Origin of the sequence: Lacihabitans sp. CCS-44, assembly GCF_024343735.1 — a bacterium.
Lineage (GTDB): Bacteria > Bacteroidota > Bacteroidia > Cytophagales > Spirosomataceae > Leadbetterella.
Genome location: NZ_RJUE01000042.1, coordinates 21,819 through 40,643, shown reverse-complemented (window position 1 = coordinate 40,643; position 18,825 = coordinate 21,819). Strand labels below are relative to the sequence as shown.

The 18,825-nt window shown below is 32.9% G+C and carries 16 protein-coding genes and 1 pseudogene; 16 read left to right on the top strand and 1 reads right to left on the bottom strand.

What is annotated here, in order from left to right:
- Positions 1-235 (bottom strand): annotated as a pseudogene (locus EGI26_RS07430) (transposase); the annotation flags it as partial.
- Between the two features lie 1,035 nt (positions 236-1,270).
- Here EGI26_RS07430 and EGI26_RS07425 point away from each other — a divergent pair.
- From EGI26_RS07425 to EGI26_RS07350, 16 genes are all read left to right on the top strand, one after another.
- On the top strand, positions 1,271-1,630 hold the full coding sequence (locus EGI26_RS07425; RefSeq protein WP_255077440.1) for a hypothetical protein: 360 nt from the start codon (positions 1,271-1,273) through the stop codon (positions 1,628-1,630).
- Positions 1,631-2,307: 677 nt separating this feature from the next.
- Positions 2,308-2,853, top strand: coding sequence for a UpxY family transcription antiterminator (locus EGI26_RS07420; RefSeq protein WP_255077439.1), 546 nt, complete (start codon positions 2,308-2,310; stop codon positions 2,851-2,853).
- Between the two features lie 1,003 nt (positions 2,854-3,856).
- A complete protein-coding gene (locus EGI26_RS07415; protein WP_255077432.1) occupies positions 3,857-6,157 on the top strand; it encodes an SLBB domain-containing protein in 2,301 nt (766 codons plus the stop codon).
- 7 nt (positions 6,158-6,164) lie between these two features.
- Positions 6,165-7,193, top strand: coding sequence for a GNVR domain-containing protein (locus tag EGI26_RS07410; RefSeq protein WP_255077430.1), 1,029 nt, complete (start codon positions 6,165-6,167; stop codon positions 7,191-7,193).
- Between the two features lie 72 nt (positions 7,194-7,265).
- A complete protein-coding gene (locus tag EGI26_RS07405; RefSeq protein ID WP_255077429.1) occupies positions 7,266-8,255 on the top strand; it encodes an NAD-dependent 4,6-dehydratase LegB in 990 nt (329 codons plus the stop codon).
- 22 nt (positions 8,256-8,277) lie between these two features.
- Entirely contained in the window at positions 8,278-8,874 is a 597-nt protein-coding gene (locus tag EGI26_RS07400; RefSeq protein ID WP_255077428.1) for a NeuD/PglB/VioB family sugar acetyltransferase, read from the top strand.
- 8 nt (positions 8,875-8,882) lie between these two features.
- Entirely contained in the window at positions 8,883-9,737 is an 855-nt protein-coding gene (locus EGI26_RS07395) for a glycosyltransferase (RefSeq protein WP_255077427.1), read from the top strand.
- On the top strand, positions 9,734-10,798 hold the full coding sequence (locus EGI26_RS07390; RefSeq protein WP_255077425.1) for an N-acetylneuraminate synthase family protein: 1,065 nt from the start codon (positions 9,734-9,736) through the stop codon (positions 10,796-10,798). The genes EGI26_RS07395 and EGI26_RS07390 overlap by 4 nt, the downstream gene beginning before the upstream one ends.
- A gap of 13 nt (positions 10,799-10,811) precedes the next feature.
- Positions 10,812-11,855, top strand: a complete 1,044-nt coding sequence (locus EGI26_RS07385; RefSeq protein ID WP_255077423.1) for a nucleotidyltransferase family protein — start codon at positions 10,812-10,814, stop codon at positions 11,853-11,855.
- Entirely contained in the window at positions 11,852-12,535 is a 684-nt protein-coding gene (locus EGI26_RS07380; protein WP_255077421.1) for a cytidylyltransferase domain-containing protein, read from the top strand. The genes EGI26_RS07385 and EGI26_RS07380 overlap by 4 nt, the downstream gene beginning before the upstream one ends.
- Before the next feature lie 6 nt (positions 12,536-12,541).
- On the top strand, positions 12,542-13,390 hold the full coding sequence (gene hisF / locus EGI26_RS07375) for an imidazole glycerol phosphate synthase subunit HisF (RefSeq protein WP_255077419.1): 849 nt from the start codon (positions 12,542-12,544) through the stop codon (positions 13,388-13,390).
- A gap of 3 nt (positions 13,391-13,393) precedes the next feature.
- Complete coding sequence (gene hisH, locus EGI26_RS07370; RefSeq protein WP_255077408.1) at positions 13,394-14,038, top strand: imidazole glycerol phosphate synthase subunit HisH; 645 nt, start codon at positions 13,394-13,396, stop codon at positions 14,036-14,038.
- Position 14,039: 1 nt separating this feature from the next.
- Complete coding sequence (locus EGI26_RS07365) at positions 14,040-15,227, top strand: N-acetyl sugar amidotransferase (protein WP_255077405.1); 1,188 nt, start codon at positions 14,040-14,042, stop codon at positions 15,225-15,227.
- Positions 15,217-16,503: a hypothetical protein gene (locus tag EGI26_RS07360; protein WP_255077399.1), complete on the top strand. Its 1,287-nt coding sequence runs from the start codon at positions 15,217-15,219 to the stop codon at positions 16,501-16,503. Before EGI26_RS07365 ends, EGI26_RS07360 begins: the two co-directional genes overlap by 11 nt.
- On the top strand, positions 16,503-17,672 hold the full coding sequence (locus EGI26_RS07355) for a hypothetical protein (RefSeq protein ID WP_255077398.1): 1,170 nt from the start codon (positions 16,503-16,505) through the stop codon (positions 17,670-17,672). The genes EGI26_RS07360 and EGI26_RS07355 overlap by 1 nt, the downstream gene beginning before the upstream one ends.
- Before the next feature lie 55 nt (positions 17,673-17,727).
- Complete coding sequence (locus EGI26_RS07350; RefSeq protein WP_255077397.1) at positions 17,728-18,825, top strand: hypothetical protein; 1,098 nt, start codon at positions 17,728-17,730, stop codon at positions 18,823-18,825.

The window sequence follows — 18,825 nt, the reverse complement described above, 5'->3', positions numbered from 1 at the left end:
ATTTACGTCGCTTGATTTTTAGAAAACAAGCCTTGCCACGAAGTGGGAAATCCCTAACTGTTTCTTCCTCAAAGTAACCTTTGGATTCAAGCTTTTGACCATCGAACTCTTTGGGAATAAGGTTGAGTTCGGTAATATGGATATTGTAAGAATTTTCTACTTTTTCTACTTTAACTACTTCAAAATATTCAAATAAGCCTTCTGGTAGAAGTAATCGGATAAGGTCTTGGTTCAATATATATCATTTTGATCCCAAAATAAATAACTTTTTTCATTCCCCCCAACTTTTTGGATTGATCCGTTTTATTGCATTTTTTTGCAAATCCTTAAATGAATTTATCTTTCAGATATTCATTCTAAATGTACGCTTCTTTTCAAAAGGAGTATATTAAGTTCACACAAAAAAAATCCCAAAAGTATTGCTTGCAAATTTTATCTTCCGACTCGGTTGAATATATGGTATACACGATGCTATTATCAATTAACAAAGGAGTAATAGTAGGTTATGAAGCTTGCGTATCAACTAACTAAGCTTGCTTAAGAACTATCATAGGAGCGTTAGCAACTAATGAAGCTTGTGTATCAACTAACAAAGCTTACTTAAGCACTAACCAAGGAGTGATAGTAAGTAATGAGGCTTGCGTATCAACTAACTAAGCTTGCTTAAGAACTAACATAGGAGTGATAGTAACAAATGAAGCTTGCGTATCAACTAACAAAGCTTGCATAGCAAGTATTGAAGCTTACTCAACAACAAACGAAGCTTGTTTAGCAACTAACATAGGAGTGATAGTAGGTAACGAAGCTTGCTTTGCGACTGATATAGCTTGCTTATTACTCAGGAAATAGTATCAAAATTTTAGGAATAAATACGCCAAATTTCTTTTTTTTAGAAAATACTTACCCATTGTTTGGCTTAATAAACATTTAGCCTAAAATATCGAAAACAGATAATTTCTATCCAAATTACAAGAGCCACAATAGCATTGTTGAATGTTGTTTGTTTGATTTAATTCCACAAAATCAGGCATCTCAATACACACAATTTATTATCCTATGGCCCATCGAATTTTGCTTTGCCACTATGTAGATATATGCAAAAACCGGTAAGAATATTTCAAATAAGCATATTTTTTGAGAGGGGATATGTCTGAAATACTAATGCTGGTGCTCTCAACACCAACGCCTTAATATTTCTTTTTTGTATAAAGATTACCACCAATTTGTTTTAGTTGTTTTTATTTTTTATCATTTAAATTTATTTTTCATTATGAGCTTCAGGAAAAAGAAAGCTTCGGTTACGTTGGAACAAGCCGCACAAAGGGTTTCAGCAGTAAAATCAATTGCGGCAGATTTAGACTTAGGAAATGGTCTTACGGTTTTAGATTATCAAGCGGCTATAGATAGCGTTGCTACTGTCCTCGACAGCTACAACACACATTTATCGCTGGCGGATGAATTGAAAAACAATTTGGCAGAAAAAGAAAAAGTTCTTAGGAATTTTTCTGAACGTATGCTTACAGGGGTGGCCGCCAGGTATGGCAAGGATTCGAACCAATACCAAATGGCGGGAGGCACCAAAAAATCGCACATACGGCGAATAAGGCAAAAGCCAAGTCAGCTCGTATAAAACCCTAAGCCCATGAATTAGTTTTCATGGGCTTTTTTTATGCCCTCATTTTATGAATCCACTATTTTTGAGCATTAAGATATTCCTCGCCCCTAAATGGCCTTAATTCCTTAATTTTCTTCATGTTTAGATTTCGAAACCCTCTTTTTTTAAAACATTAAGTACATTTAGATATTAAGAGCATTAAGATATTCCTCGCCCCTAAATGGCCTTAATTCCTTAATTTTCTTCATGTTTAGATTTCGAAGCCCATCTTTTTTTAACATTAAGTACATTTAGATATTAAGGGCATTAAGATATTCCTAGCCTCTTAATGGCCTTAATTCCTTAATTTTCTTAATGTTTAGATTTCGAAGCCCACCTTTTTTTAACATTAAGTACATTTAGATATTAAGAGCATTAAGATATTCCTAGCCTCTTAATGGCCTTAATTCCTTAATTTTCTTCATGTTTAATTATTGAGGTACTATTTTTACCACAGAGTGCTCAGAGTTTTGCACAGAGTTGCCCCGATTTAGAATCATGCCTCACTGCCTTATGCCTCGATGCCTTTTTCCCCTCAGTACTTGTATACCCCATTAGCCGCCCATTACCGAATAATCAAAATTCGAAAATAGGATTATCACAATTAAGCTAAAATCCTTACCTTTGCACCAGAAAGTGCATTTTGAATAAAAATGGATACCCATAACAAAGATAAAGTGACCAATAGCCATCCCAGTGAAAATTCTACCCGTAGCTGGTATGTTATATACACCAAGCCCAGGCATGAAAAAAAAGTAGCCGAAATGCTCCAATCCCAAGGCATCGAAGCATACTGCCCTTTAAAAGCACAAACCAAGCAGTGGTCCGACAGAAAGACTGTGGTTCACGTTCCTCTGTTTAATTCCTACTTATTTGTACATATTGCTGAAGCCAACAGAGCGGCCGTTTTTGCGGTGCCTGGTGTGGTTAGATATATCTATTGGTGTGGTACGCCAGCCATTGTAAGAAACCAAGAAATTGAAGAAATAAAACGCTGGCTCAATGATTTTGATCACAATGAGTTAGAAGTAGATTATTACAAAGCCGACCAGAAAGTGAGAATTCTTTCAGGAAGCTTTATCAACCAAGAAGCCAAGATTGTGAAGCAACAAGGCAAGCATTTGGTCATGACATTAGAAGGTTTAGGTCTGGTTTTAAGAGTAAAGCTAGATCAGATGATATTGGAGAAAGCGGAGTAGGGTAGTGGCTGGTTACTGGTTACTGGTAACTGGTTACTGGTTAGTTGTGAGTGTTGAGTTATGAGTTGTGAGTGTTGAGTTATGAATGATGAATGATGAGTTATGAATGATGAATGATGAGTTATGAATGATGAGTTATGAATGATGAGTTCGATATTTACATATCACTTCGAGTAACACTCTGTCACATCGAGTACAATGAAATTCAGATGATAATCTGAATGAAATTGCGACTGAAACATAGCTGTCACATCGAGCGGAGTCGAGATGAAGACGGAGATGTTATTAGGACGAGTAAGAGGCGAACTGAGATGTTATTAGGACGAGTTGTATTGAGCATTTGAAAACGTGTTCTCGAACGGAACGCCGCCCGCTACCGCTCGAACTGACAAACATCTTGTCACATCGAGCTACTCCTGTCACATCGAGCACAATGAAATTCAGATGATAATCTGAATGAAATTGCGACTGAAACATAGCTGCCACATCTAGCACAATATGTGTCACTTCGAGCGGAGTCGAGAAGCACACTGAGATGTTATTAGGACGAGTTGTATTGAGCATTTGAAAATGTGTTCTCGACTCCGCTCGAACTGACAAACATCTTGTCACATCGAGCCACTCCTGTCACATCGAGCGGAGTCGAGATGCAGACTGAGATGTTATTAGGACGAGTTGTATTGAGCATTTGAAAACGTGTGCTCGAACTGACAGAAACCGCTCGAGCAGACAGAAAACGCTAGAGAAGACAAAGAATTGTAATTGAGAAAAGGATAAAAAGGTTAAAAGTGCCAGTAACCAATAACCAGTAACCAGTAACCAATACCCAGTTACCAATTACCAATTACAAACAACAAAAAAAGAGGTCATAAAAATGTGACTGAGAGGGCGAAGCTGTGGAAAGCTTGCAAAAACTTGAGTTTCTAAGCTTTTTATTTTAAGTCTTTTAGTAATTTTGCGTTAAATTTATTTTATTTTAAAAAATCTAGGGAGAACCAATTGTATGTTCCAAAAAATTACAAAGTGTTTTTTATTATTTTTACTCTTGCAGCTTTCAGGGAGTAGCTTTGCCCAATCCGTAGACGACCTCTCTGACGACGAAGTAAAGAAGTTTATGCAGCAGGCACAAGCTAGTGGAATGACGGAGGAACAACTTATGGCCGCTGCTGCCGCCAAAGGCTATACCGCTAGCGACATCGCCAAGTTTAAAGATAGGGCTTTGCAGGCCAACAAAAAGACTGTGAACGTAAAACCTACTGCTGCCCGCACGGTGGACTCTACAGATATTGAAAGCTCTAAAAGAGACAACAAAAAACAAATTATTGACGAAGTAGCAGAGGCTAAAAGAATGAAAATTTTTGGCTTGAATATCTTCAACAACCAAACGCTAAACTTCGAGCCGAACCTCAACATCGCCACACCAAGAAATTATGTATTGGGTACCAACGACGAGCTGAGCATTGATATTACAGGATATGCGTATGCCCACTATGATGCCAAGGTCAATGCCGACGGCAACATAAAAATAGAAAACCTCAACCCCATTTTTGTGGCTGGGCAAACTTTGGAGCAGGCAAAAATAAAAATAGTACAACGCCTCAAGACCCTCTTTGGAGGTTTGGGCAATGGCGGACTCAGTGCCGATGTTACGCTGAGCAAAATCCGTAGCATAAAAGTGACGGTTATTGGCGAGGCGGTTTTTCCAGGTACTTATACGGTTCCTTCTTTGGCTACGGCTTTTAATGTATTGTATGCCGCTGGTGGGCCAACGGATATTGGTTCATTGAGAAACATTGAAGTGTTTAGAAAAGGCAAGAAAGTCAAAACTTTAGATTTATATGATTTTCTATTGAAAGGAGATTTGTCTGACGACATTGGCTTGGTAGACCAAGATGTGGTTTTGATACCTTATGTAGACAAAAGGGTTTCTATTAATGGAGCAGTTAGAAATCCCAAAATATATGAACTCAAAAATGGGGATAACCTAAGCTCTGTCCTTGCTTTTGCAGGAGGCTTTAATGAAGAAGCCTACGCCAAGGCCATCCGAATAGACAGGGCCACCGATACCGAAAAGAAAATTCTGACGGTACAAAAAGAGGAATTTTCTAAGTTTGTGCTTTATAAAGGTGATTTTATAACAGTAGATTCACTTTTAGAAAGATACGAAAACAAAGTGGCAGTTTCAGGGGCCATATTTAGGGCGGGTAAATACGAGTTAGAACCCAACATGACCATCAAAAAGCTTTTAGCCCAGGCAGAAGGATTGAAACCGGAGGCGTTTAAGGAAAGAGCTTTGTTGTACAGAGAAAGACCCAATGCCGACCCTGAGCTTATACCTTTAAATCTTGCCCAAATATTAGACGGTACGGGTATGGATATAGTTCTACAAAAGAACGACTCCCTTTTGATAAAATCTTACGAAGAACTTAGAGAAAAAAGAACGATACAATTGGATGGTGAAATCAACAAGCCTTCGGTGATTAACTTTGTAGATAACCTTACTGTATCCGATGCCATAATGTTGGCTGGAGGTTTTAAAGACGGTGCCAATGCTTCTCGCATAGAAATAGCCCGGCGTGTAAAAGCCGATGGTGGGGATGCAGACCAAAACGTACAAATTATCAAAATAGACGTAAGCCCCACCTTAGGTATAGTAGACAAAGACAAAAACATGCTCCTACAGGCGTTCGATAGAATATATGTGAGAAAAATGTCGCAATACGAGCCACAAAAGACCGTGTCTATCTCAGGAGAAGTAAATTATCCTGGACCATATACCCTCAACGATAAAAAAGAGAGAATATCTGACCTGATAGAAAAAGCAGGTGGTATCAAAGGCCAAGCGGATCTGGGCAGTGCTAAGTTTACGCGTAATGGTATACAAATGGGCATTGACCTGAAAAAGGCATTTGATAACAAAACTGGTAATCAAAACTTATTGCTGACCCCGGGAGACATTTTAGAAATACCAAGAAGAAAGGAAACGGTTACGATAATTGGTAATGTGTACAATCCTATTACAGTTCCTTATGAACCTAATTTAGTACTCAAGGATTATATAAGTTTGGCTGGTGGAACAAACGATTCTGCCTATGTTAAGAAGATTTATGTGAAATACGGAAACGGACGTTTAAGTAAAACCAAATCTTTTGCAGGTATTAAGTCCTTTCCAAAGATTGAAAATGGGGCCGAGATTTATGTTCCACTTTTGAAAAGACAGAAATTGACACCGGCAGAGCGTATTGCAGTTAGCTCCGCTTTAGTTTCAATCGCTACAATTATGTTAACAATTATAAGATTATGAATTTTTTATGACAGAGAATAGTAAAGGCGAAATTTTTATTAACCTTAAAGGATTCTTACAGGTAATTCAGAAGGAAAAAGGTAGATTTTTTTTAGTTATTGTAATCTTTACACTTTTGGGTGTAATTTATTCAATCATTCAAAAAGACGAATTTATATCAAGTGGTAAACTTTTGCCTGAAATTCAAAATGGAGCTCCCAGTACTGATTTTCAAGGTTTAGCAGCTTTAGCTGGAATTAATTTTGGGGAGCCTTCAGCTGGTGGAGATGCAATTAGACCAGATTTGTATCCAGATGTTATTCAAAGCACAGAATTTTTTATGAATCTTTTCAGAACTAAAGTAAAGATAGAAGGGAAAAAGGATGTTGATTTTGAAAGATATTACTTTGAGAGAATTATAAATGAAGGGAACAAGGAACTAAAATTGGATTTTAAAAATATAGATGGTAATGTTTATTTAGGTCAAAAATCGGAGGAAGCAGTCAACGAGCTCAAAAAGAGAATTAGTTGCAGTTACGATAAAAAGACTGGAATTATAATAATATCGGCCAAGATGCCTGATGCAGTTGTAGCCGCCAGCATTGCATCTTTTACGATGAATTATTTAAAAGAATATATTATTAATTATAGAACTGAGAAACAAAGGAGAGATTTGAATTTTTTGTCTGAAAAATTAATGAAGGCAGAGGGGAAGTATCATAATTTGCAGAGTAAAAAAGCGAATTATATGGATAAGATGCCGTTAACGGCTCTGCGAGTGCTTTCCTCAGATTTACAAAGAGAGCGAATTGAAATAGAATATCAAAATTCTTCATCTTTTTATAATACCCTCTTGCAAAAATACGAGGAGGCAAAGCTAAAAATTCAGCAAGAAACTCCCATTCTAAAGGTATTAGATCCGCCAATTATACCTAACAAACCAAGCGAACCTATAAGAAGTAAAATAATATTTGCGTCGTTTATAGTAGGACTATTTGTTTCTTTGATATTTGTTGTGGTAATAAATAAAAACTATTTAAAAATTACTAAAATTTGATATCTCTTTCGAGGAAATCGTTTTAGTCTCAAATTTAATTTTTATTCTAAACTTTCAAGATTAATTTATAATATGGAAAAAAAAGTACTGGTTACGGGGGCTGATGGATTTATTGGAAGCCATTTAGTTGAAGAATTAGTTGAAAAAGGATTCATTGTAAAAGCTTTTGTGTACTATAATTCATTTAATTCTTGGGGTTGGTTAGATAAACTTCCGAAAAAAGTACTATCGAAAGTTGAGATATTTTCTGGAGATATTCGAGATAGTAACGGAGTTAGAACAGCAATGAAAGATTGTGATATTGTTTATCATTTAGCAGCCTTGATTGCTATTCCATTTAGCTATCATTCTCCTGATTCATATATAGATACTAATGTAAAGGGAACTTTAAATATATTACAGGCGGCAAAAGATTTTGACATAAAAAGAGTCATTGTTACGTCGACATCAGAAGTATATGGTACAGCCTTATTTGTTCCAATAACCGAATTACATCCAAAACAACCTCAATCACCTTATTCAGCTTCAAAAATTGCCTCTGATGCTATTTCAGAATCATTTTTCAGAAGTTTTAATGTTCCAATTTCAATTGTTAGACCATTCAATACATACGGTCCAAGACAATCAGCGAGAGCTGTGATTCCAACAATTATTACTCAATTGTTGAGTGGTGAAACAGAAATAAAATTAGGAGACCTTTCTCCAACAAGAGATTTGTTATATGTTAAAGATACTGTTAAGGGTTTCGTTGAAATTGCAAAAACTGATGAATTAATCGGAGAGGAGTGTAATATTTGTACTGAATCTGAAATTTCTGTTGGAGACTTAGCACTAGAATTAATAAAGCAAATCAACCCTAAAGCTATTATAGTTTGTGACGAAGAAAGATTGAGACCTAAAAAATCAGAGGTATTTAGATTATTTGGTTCAAAAAATAAAATAACACAATTAACGAATTGGAAACAGCAGTTTAATCTAGAGGCGGGCCTAAAAGAGACAATTGATTGGTTTAGAATTCCAACTAACTTAAGTCAATATAAACATCATATTTACAACATCTAGTCATAGGAAATTTCTTTTAAAAGTGGAAAACAATATAATACTAGTAGGTGGTGGAGGGCACGCAATTGCGTGTTTGGATGTAATTGAGAACCTTGATTCATTTAATGTTTTAGGATATTTGGATATTGTTCCAACCAAAATTGATTTGCCATATTTGGGTAATGATACTGAGGCAATAAAATATATAGATGAAGCATCTTTTATTATTTGTATTGGACAAATTAAAAACCCCTTGCCTAGAATTAATGCATTTAAATATCTAAAATCATTGAATGCTAAATTTGCTACTATAATTTCACCATTAGCTTATGTTTCTAAAAAAGCGGAAATTGGAGAAGGTACTATAATAATGCATGGGGTAACTGTTCAGGCAAATGTTGTGGTAGGAGAAAATTGTATCATAAATAATCGTGTTTTAATAGATCACTGTTCTAAAGTGGGAAATAATTGCCACATATCCACGAACGTAATAATTAATGGGGATATTAGTATTGGGAATAATATTTTTATTGGTAGCGGCTCAATTATTAAAAATGGCATTTCAATAGGTAGTGATTCTGTTATTGGTCTAGGTTCCAAAGTATTAAAAAATATTTCTAAGGGAGACCTGTTTTACTAAGAGTAAATATGAACAAAGCCTGTTTTTTTACTGTGGTTTTTCCTCAAAATCTTCCCTTTTTAAACGATTTTTTTTTTTCGCTGGAAAATCAAAATTACAAAGACTTTGATTTAGTAATAATAAATGACGGGGTTAAAGAAATAGACCAAATTTTATTAAAATTCTGTAGTTTAAATTTTAGGGTTTTTGATTTTGAAGGGTCGATTAGTGAGATCAGAGAGTTTGGGATTTCTCAAGTTATAAAGTTAGGATATGAGTATATTATTTTTGGAGACAGTGATGATTTCTTCAGCCCCAATCGAATATTTGAAACGCTAAAAAGTCTAACTCATTTTCCAATTTGTTTTAATGAATTGACCATCGTAAATCAAAAAAACGAAATTATAGAGCGTAATTTGTGGGGTGATAGGTTGCGAAGTAATAGAATTATAGGGAATGACTTTATTTTTGATAAAAATGTAATTGGTCTAGGAAATTCTGGAGTTCAAGTAAATTTGTTGCTAGGATTATCGATACCAACCGAAATTTTAGCTGTAGATTGGTTTATTTTTAACACCATTTTTGGTAGTAACAAGGCTTTTTTTTTATCAGAAGTAAAAACTTTTTATCGACAACACTCCTCTAATATTATTGGAAATAGAGAATTGTCAATGGATACATTAAATAGAATAGTAAATGTAAAAGTGCAGCATTACGATTGTTTCAAGAATATTCCAAGCTCATTTATTGAAAAGTTTGAAGGCTTTAAAGAATTTTCGAGTTCTATAGAAAATTCGGCACATTATATTGATTTTTTAAACAATCAGAAAAAAAGTTTTTACTGGTGGGAAGAAACAAATTATCTAAATGAATATTTAAAATGAATGAAATAAACTTAACAGAAAAGAAAAAAGTATTTAATTTTTGTGAACCATATATCATAGCTGAATTGGGGTCAAATCATAATGGAGATATGAATCTTGCCAAAGAGCTAATTATAAAAGCGAAAGAAGCTGGAGCTGATTGTGTGAAGTTTCAAAGCTGGAGTAAGGAATCAATTTTCTCAAGGAAAACCTATGAAGATAACTATTTCGTTGCAGATGATTATAGAGAAAGAAATGATTTTACTTTAGAACAAATAGTAGAAGAGTATTCAATAAGTGAATCAGAACTTCTTGAGATGAAAAAGTTTGCAGATGAAGTTGGTATAGACTGTACATCAACTCCATTTTCTAAGAATGAAGCAGATTTCTTGATTGAAAAGATGAATTCACCTTTTATCAAAGTTGCTTCAATGGATTTAAATAATTATCCATTTTTAGAGTATCTCGCAAATAAAGGTAAGCCAATAATATTATCCACAGGATTAAGTGAGTTACATGAAATTGACAAAGCAATTAGAACAGTGGAAAATACAGGAAATAAAGAAATTGTCATTCTTCATTGCGTTTCAATTTATCCTCCAAATGACACAGATGTTAATTTAAATAACATTAGTACGCTACAGAGCTTGTATCCAAATTATCCTATTGGTTTTTCAGATCATACATTAGGATTTTCTATTCCCTTAGCAGCCGTTGCCAAAGGTGTTTGTTTGATTGAAAAGCATTTCACATTAGACAAAAATATGCCCGGATGGGATCACAAAGTGTCTGCAACAAAAGATGAATTAGCGTTAATTGCAAATGAATCCAAAAGGATAGTTAAAGCTTTAGGTAGTTTTAGAATATCCTGTGTAGAGGACGATGTAAGGAAAAATTCATTTAGAAGAAGTATTGTTACTACAAGAAATTTAAAAGAAGGAGACGTAATTGAGGAAAAAGATTTGGATTTCAAAAGACCGGGAACAGGAATAGAGCCTGGTATGTTGAAAACAGTAATAGGAAGAACGGTTAAGGTTGATTTGAAAAATGATATGCTAATATCATTTTCAGATTTAATTTAAATTATCCTTATAAATGAAGAATAATTTATCTAAGAATATTGTACATAAATCAACAACTTTTAAAGAAGCGATTAGCATATTAAATGAATTGGATACTTTAATATTATTTATTGTAGACAATGAAGTTTTAATAGGGACATTGACAGATGGCGATTTAAGAAGAGGTTTAATGAAGGGTCATTCAACTGATAGTCCTATTGAGAATTTTATGAACAAACAGTTCAAATTTTTAAGGTCTTCAAATTTTGAAATAAAAGAAATTGAGGATTTTAAAAGAAATAATATTTTCATTCTGCCTATATTAGATTCTCAAAATAGAATTCAACAAATAGTTGATTTTAGCAAAATTAGTTCAATTTTGCCAATTGATGTAATAATAATGGCTGGTGGTAAGGGTGAAAGGTTAAAACCATTGACTGATAATTGCCCCAAGCCAATGTTACATATTGGTCCCAAACCAATACTCGAACACAATATCGATCGATTGATTAAATTTGGTATTTTTCATATTAAAATTTCAATAAATTATTTAGGAGAACAAATAGAAGCGTATTTTGAAAATGGCTCTTCAAAAGGAATTGAAATTGAATATATCAAGGAAAAAAAAGCAATTGGTACATTTGGAGCTGTAAGTATGGTTAAGAATTTTAAATTCGACCATGTATTAATTACTAACTCCGATTTGTTAACAAATATAAATTTCGAAGATTTTTTTAAGCATTATATAGATTTAAATGCAGATTTAGCAGTTGCTTCTATCCCATATAAGGTTAGTATCCCATATGGAGTTCTAGAAACTGAAAATAACAATATATTGTCATTAAAAGAAAAGCCGACTTATACATTTTATTCCAATGCGGGAATTTATTTGGTAAAGCGTAAATTATTGGATGATTTAATTGAAGGAAACTACTGCAATGCGACTGATTTTATGGAGAGTCTTATTTTAGCTGGGAAAAAGGTAGTCACTTATCCTCTTATTGAATACTGGTTAGATATCGGTAAACATGAAGATTTTTTAAAAGCACAAGAGGATATAAAGCATTTAAACTTATGAAATTATTATTTATTATTCCTGCTAGGGGTGGTTCAAAGGGCTTACCAGGGAAAAATATAAAAATGTTAAATGGAAAACCTTTAATACACTACTCAATTGAGATAGCAAGACAATTTGTGGAGGATAAGGATATTTGTGTTAGTACGGACGACATTCAGATTGTAAATTGTGTTAAAGAAATTGGTCTAGAAATACCGTTTTTGAGACCTTCTGACTTGGCAAAAGATAATTCCAGTACGAATGATGTAATTATTCACGCACTTAATTTTTATTCCCAAGAAGGTATTGAATATGATTCAGTAGTTGTTCTTCAGCCAACATCTCCGCTCAGACAGGTTTTTCATGTTGCGGAGGCTATTTCTAAATTTGATTTGATTAATGATGATATGGTTGTATCTGTTGTGGAAACTAAATCAAATCCGTATTATGTGCTTTTTGAAGAAACAGATGCTGGCTATTTAAAAAAGTCAAAAGAGGGAGATTATATAAGTAGGCAAGAATGTCCTAAAGTTTATGAATATAATGGAGCAGTTTATGTAATAAGTGTAAATTCTCTAAAAAAAATGAAAATTGTTAAGTTTAGCAAAATAAAAAAATACTTAATGGAAGAGAAATATAGTATTGACATAGACACTGGCTTGGATTGGATGATTTGTGAAGAACTTTTGAAATCGAATTAATATTTTATGAAAAATATCCGAATTATTCCCAGGTTAGATATTAAAGGGCCTAATGTTGTAAAAGGAATTCATTTGGAAGGGTTAAGAGTGGTAGGAGAACCAAAGGAGTTTGCAAAATTCTATTATGAAAGTGGAGCCGATGAACTACTATATATGGATGTCGTTGCAAGTTTATATAATAGAAATAGCCTAAAAGACATAATAGAAGAAACTGCTAAAGAGTTATTTATTCCATTAACAGTAGGGGGGGGCTTAAGAACTATCGATGATATAAGGAGCGTCTTGAATGCAGGAGCTGATAAAGTCGTTTTAAATACAGCTGCAATTAAGAACCCACAACTAATAAAAGAGGCTTCAGAAAAATTTGGTTCCTCAACAATTGTAATAGCAATTGAAGCAATTCGACAAGAGAATGGCAAATACTTCGCTTTCATTGATAATGGGAGGGAGTTTACAGGCAAGGAGGTTGTTGATTGGGCGTTAGAGGCCGAAGAACTGGGTGCAGGAGAGTTATTAATTACCTCAGTAGACAATGAAGGGACTGGAGCTGGATATAATTATGAATTAATTTCTGAGGTTTCAAATGTGATAAAAATACCCTTAATTGTACATGGAGGAGCGGGAAATATAAATCATGTTAAAGATGTTATTGAAATAACGAAAATTGACGCAGTTGCAATATCTTCACTATTCCATTACGAAACCCTTAAAAATTTAAAATTCGCGAAAAAGGAAATGATTGAAGGTAATCAGGACTTTTTAAGATCCGGAGCTTCAAATACGAAAATTAAGTCAGTTTTTATTGGTGATTTAAAAAACTTTCTAAGAGATAGTGGTATTGACATTAGAATATAAAGAATGAGTAAGAAAGGAGTAATAATTGTTGATTACGGGATGGGTAATCTCTTTAGTGTTGTGCAGGCTTGTAAACACGTGGGACTTGATGCTAAAATTTCTTCAGATAAAGAAGAAATAAGAAATGCGGAATCCATAATTCTCCCAGGTGTTGGAGCCTTTGGGGGAGCTATGAGACAATTGGAACAACTTAATTTGGTAGAAGTTTTAATAGACTACGCTAATTCGAATAAACCATTTTTGGGCATTTGTCTAGGAATGCAACTCTTAATGACCTCAAGTGAAGAATTTGGTTTCCATAAGGGGTTAGATATAGTAGAAGGGAAGGTTCTGCCATTTTCAAATTTGGTAGATACTACAAAAAATAAAGTACCTCAAATTCAATGGAATAAAATTGAAGTATGTAGTAGAGAAGCAAAGCTTACTGAAAACATTGAAAATGGTGCATATATGTATTTTTTACATTCATTTTATATTGAACCTGAAGATAACAATATAATAACTACATTAACTGAATATGGTTCGAAGACCTACTGTTCAAGTTTTCAAAAGGGTAATATATTTGGTACACAATTTCACCCAGAAAAAAGCTCTCTACAGGGCTTGAATATGCTTAGTAATTTTAAAAAAATTGTAAATAATGAATGATATGAATAACCCAGGATGGAGATACTATTTAAAAGGGTATGAAATACCTAAAGAAATAAAGTATTGCAAAAGATGCATAATTTCAAACCAAAGACCTCGAATAACCTTCGATGAAAATGGAATTTGTTCCGCTTGTAATTTTTCTGATTATAAAAAAGAACACGTTGATTGGGGTCAAAGAGAAGCTGATTTAAGAGCATTATGCGATAAATTTAGAAGAAATGATGGCCGTTATGATGTAATTGTTCCCTCAAGTGGAGGAAAAGACAGTGCTTTTGTAGCACACCTTCTGAAATTTAAGTATGGAATGAATCCTTTGACTGTTACTTGGGCCCCTCATGTATATACTGAGATTGGTTTTATTAATCATCAAAACCATATTCATATTGGTGATTTGGCTAATATCCTTGTAACACCCGCTGGAAAGGCACACAGAAAATTAACGAAATTGGCTTTTGATGTTTTGGGCGATCCATTTCTTCCTTTTATTTTTGGTCAAAATAATATGCCTTTGCAAACAGCAATTAATTATGATATTCCTTTAGTTTTTTATGGTGAAAATTCAGAAGTTGAATATGGGGGTAATATGGCAGATGCTTTTGTTCCTACTAGAGATTGGAAACATAAAAATACCAATATTTTAATGTCTGGTGTTCCACCTGAGAAATTCATAGATTATGGAATAAGTGAAAAAGAATTGGCTCCCTATTTACCCCCGAGTAATGATAAGTTAGATAAATTAGGACTTGAAATACACTACATGGGGCATTATATAAAATGGGTACCTCAAGAAAATTTTTATTATTGTGTAGAGCATACTGGATTCAAAGCTAATCCAATGAGAAGTGAAGGTACCTATTCAAAATATGCTTCACTAGACGATAAAATAGATGGGTTTCACTATTATTTGATGTTTATTAAGTTTGGTATTGGAAGAGCGACATCAGACGCTGCACATGAAGTTAGGGATGGACATTTAACAAGAGAGGAGGCAGTTGCCTTGGTTGGCAAATATGACGGTGAATTTCCAGAAAAACACTTTAAATTATTTTTAGAATATTGTGATATAACGGAAGAATATTTTTGGGAAGTCGTAGATTCTTGGAGACCAGAACACCTTTGGAAAAAGGTTGATAAAGAATGGAAGTTAAGGCAAAAAATTGATAATTCAGGTTGTGATGATAAGTAAAACTGATGATTCCGGGAATAAACCTTTTAATGAATACATCGATGGAGAGGTATTATTTTTTATAAGAATTAAGGGGAAGAAGCAATATTTTGATTTGTATTATCCTGAATCATTTTTGAGCAAGTTTAGTAACTTATCTAAGTTTGCCACAATCTCTGAATATGGAATTGATGCTGATGTACTAATAGATATAGACAATATAAATATTTCAGAGATAACTATCAAAGATTTCAATATAATTGATGAGGTAGTGAATTTTTCGGAGATATATTCAAGATGTAGGGGATTAAGAGCTATTCATCTGCATGAAGCTTGGGAATTGGTTCTAAAAGTATCTCATTTTTTTATAAATTTTTTCAGTGAAAGTAAAGTGAAATTGATTGTATCTGGAACAGTAGACAACTATGTGATGGATTTAATGTTTCGATTTGCACGACATTTTAATGTTAAATGTATTGGTATAACTGATTTTTTTCTATTTCCAGATTATAAATTAGTTACAAAATACGGGGAGAATAGTGATTTTAGAATTCCATCTGAAGAAGAAGTTGAAAAAGTTGTTTTGAAATTAGAAAATAAAGAAAAATCTCCTTTGGCAATAAGCAAGAAGAAAGCTGTTTTAAATGCTATCTGGAATGGTTGCTCATTTTATTATAGGTTTGTTTTTAGATATTTTATCAATTATCAATTAGAAGGTAAATTAGGGTATGAATATCGCTTTGCACCTTACTTAAGGCATTTTTACGATCCAAAGCAATTGTTGGCTTTTACATATTTTGATAAGATTACTTTATCTCAGATTGCTAAAAGTAGGTCAGAATACATTTATATTCCACTGCATTGGTATCCTGAGGCCACAATTGACTATTGGACTGATAATTATAGTAAAGCCAATTATTATCAATTATTGTTTAGGGTCTTAAGATTTTTTGGAGAGTTAGGGAAAAAAGTAATTCTCAAAGAGCATCCTGCGTTCTATTTTGCTAGACCCATTTCAATTTATAAGCAAATTAAACAATTTCCAGGTGTTATACTTTTAAACCCTTATGTAAGTACACAAGATATATTTGATGTTGTAGATGATGTGGTTGTTTGGAATGGTTCAACTGGGGTTGAGGCTATAATGGCAAACAAAAATGTTTATATTACAACTGAAAGTTACTATTCAGGGTATAAACTTCCAAGCTATACAGCTTATGGAAGCTCTACTCCTCTCAGCAAAGAAGAGAGAAGAGAATTGGTAGAAAGAATTTTGAGGTCAACCCTAGTCGTATAGTGATAAAATTATTGTTTTTCAGGTATTTTACTAATGGGTTTATTGCATTAGAAATTTTAATTTTACCTCTGATTATAGAAAGCAATAATTTTGGAAATTTTGAGTATTTGAAATCGGCAGTATTATTATCGCCTTACGCTCTTTTAGGAAGTTTCTCTGGTTATGTTTATTTAAAGTATAATTCCAATATTGATTATTATGGAGAGTTATTTTTAGGAGCTTTTTTCTCTTCATTAGTAGTGGCCACTTTGTATGTTGGTCTTACAGGGAATTTTTTTCTTTTCATTCCCATCGTTTTTTGTTCCCTATCTTTCGTAGTCGAGAAAAAACTTCAAACTTCAAATCATTTTCTTATATCGATTATTTTCAAGCCTTTATTGTCAATGTTTACATTGATTTTATGCTTAATTAATTATAGATTTAAATATTTCGAAAGCTATGATTTTATCCTATTTGTAGCTTACTTTTTGAGTTTTATACTTTGGGGTATCATAACGCGATTAAATCTTAAAATTAGCATTCTGCCGAATAACTTCCACTTTAATTTTGAAGGTTTTAAGATTTATTTGTCCTTAATTCGTGAAGGATTTTTAATAAATATTTCAACAATTCTAATTTCACTTTTCTTCTTTTCAAGTAGGTATTTTATTAAAGTTTTTTATAATGAATCTTTATCATCATATTCATTAGCATTTAATATTTCTCAATTTGTCTTCATTGGTGTAAATATCTTAGGCTATGTTTCTTTAGTTAAAATAGGCGAAAATATAAAAACAATCCTTCTAAATGACTTACTTGAAAGTCTAAAAAGAGCACTATTACTTTTTGTGGTAATCGAATTAGTAGCATTTATACTTTTAAATTTATATTTAAAAATTGCTACAAATTATGAAGATGTTGCTTACTTTTTTTTATCGTCTTCAGTATTTGTAGGTATTTTTTACTCTATATCAACAATTTCTCCTATACTACAATATAAAAACAAACTTAATCAAAGTACACTGTTTCTAATTGCTATCTTGTCGATTGACGGTACCACTAGTTATTATTTTGCAAAACACAATATTAGCCCTATTCTGCTGGTTTTCAAATCTAGTCTTTTACTTCTTTTAACAGGGATATTTAACCTATATTTAATTTTTTTTAAAATTGATTATCCAAAAACTTAATTTATTCAACATTTTCTGGGGTTTATACTTATTTGAGTTCATTACACCCTTTGTCTTGATTTTAAATTATTTAACGGGGATAGATGTTTTTTATTTAATCAAAATTACACCTGTTCTATATGTTGCTGTAATTTTTATTTTTCATCTTAAAAATGTTCTTATTTTAAAACCGATATCAATACTTTTCATTGCTACCGGTATATTATCTATTTTTCTTGGAATATTTTTTGGGAATAGCTTAGATTATAAGTTTCTAATGCATGTGTATTATGCAACAATTCCTATAATTGGGATTTCTTTTGGTTATCATTTTGCAAGGTCTTTGAATACTAAGTTTTATGCCTTTTTATTAAGAATATTTAATTACTGTTTTTACTTAACTTTAATTGTGCTTTTAATTTACTTTTATTTTCATTTCATTACGGGCCAAATTTCGTATTGGGGATTCGGAACAGATATTCACATATTATTACCTTTTCTATTAAATCAATCAAAGTATACCTTCATATTTTTATCAATAGTTTTTGTACTATTATCGGGAAAACGTGCGACAACTTTAAATATTTTTCTGGATTTAATTATTTACTATTCAGCATTTATTTTTCCAATTAAGTTGAAGTCATTACTTAAGTACTTACCATTTCTTATTGCACTCTTAGCCGTTATAATAATTGGTGCACAACAAGGTGCATTCGTAAGATTGGAATCATCTTTAAGTTTCAACTCAGAGGATGAATACTCGACACTCGTTGCAACCGGTGGGAGATGGCAGGAAGTATTGGGAATTATTGAACATCATAGTAAAAACCCAATCAAATGGTTAATTGGAGCCGGATTTGGTGGTAGATATTTATGGGAGATTCCATTTGGAGGCTACTCTGAAATTAAACATTATGCACACTTTACGCCAATTGCTTACATTTTCATTTTTGGTATACCATTTACAGCGGTCTTATATATAATGTTTATCAAGATTTTTATAAAAGGGTGGGTTTTAAGAAAGAACCCATTTTTTATATTATTTTGCGTTTCCATATTTGGATCTTTTTTTGGAGCTAACCTTCTAGTAGATATCAAAATTTGGGTGTTCGTCGGAATTGCTTACTACCTAGTTAATTCAAAAGAAAAATTTACTTTTATTGATTTTTTATAA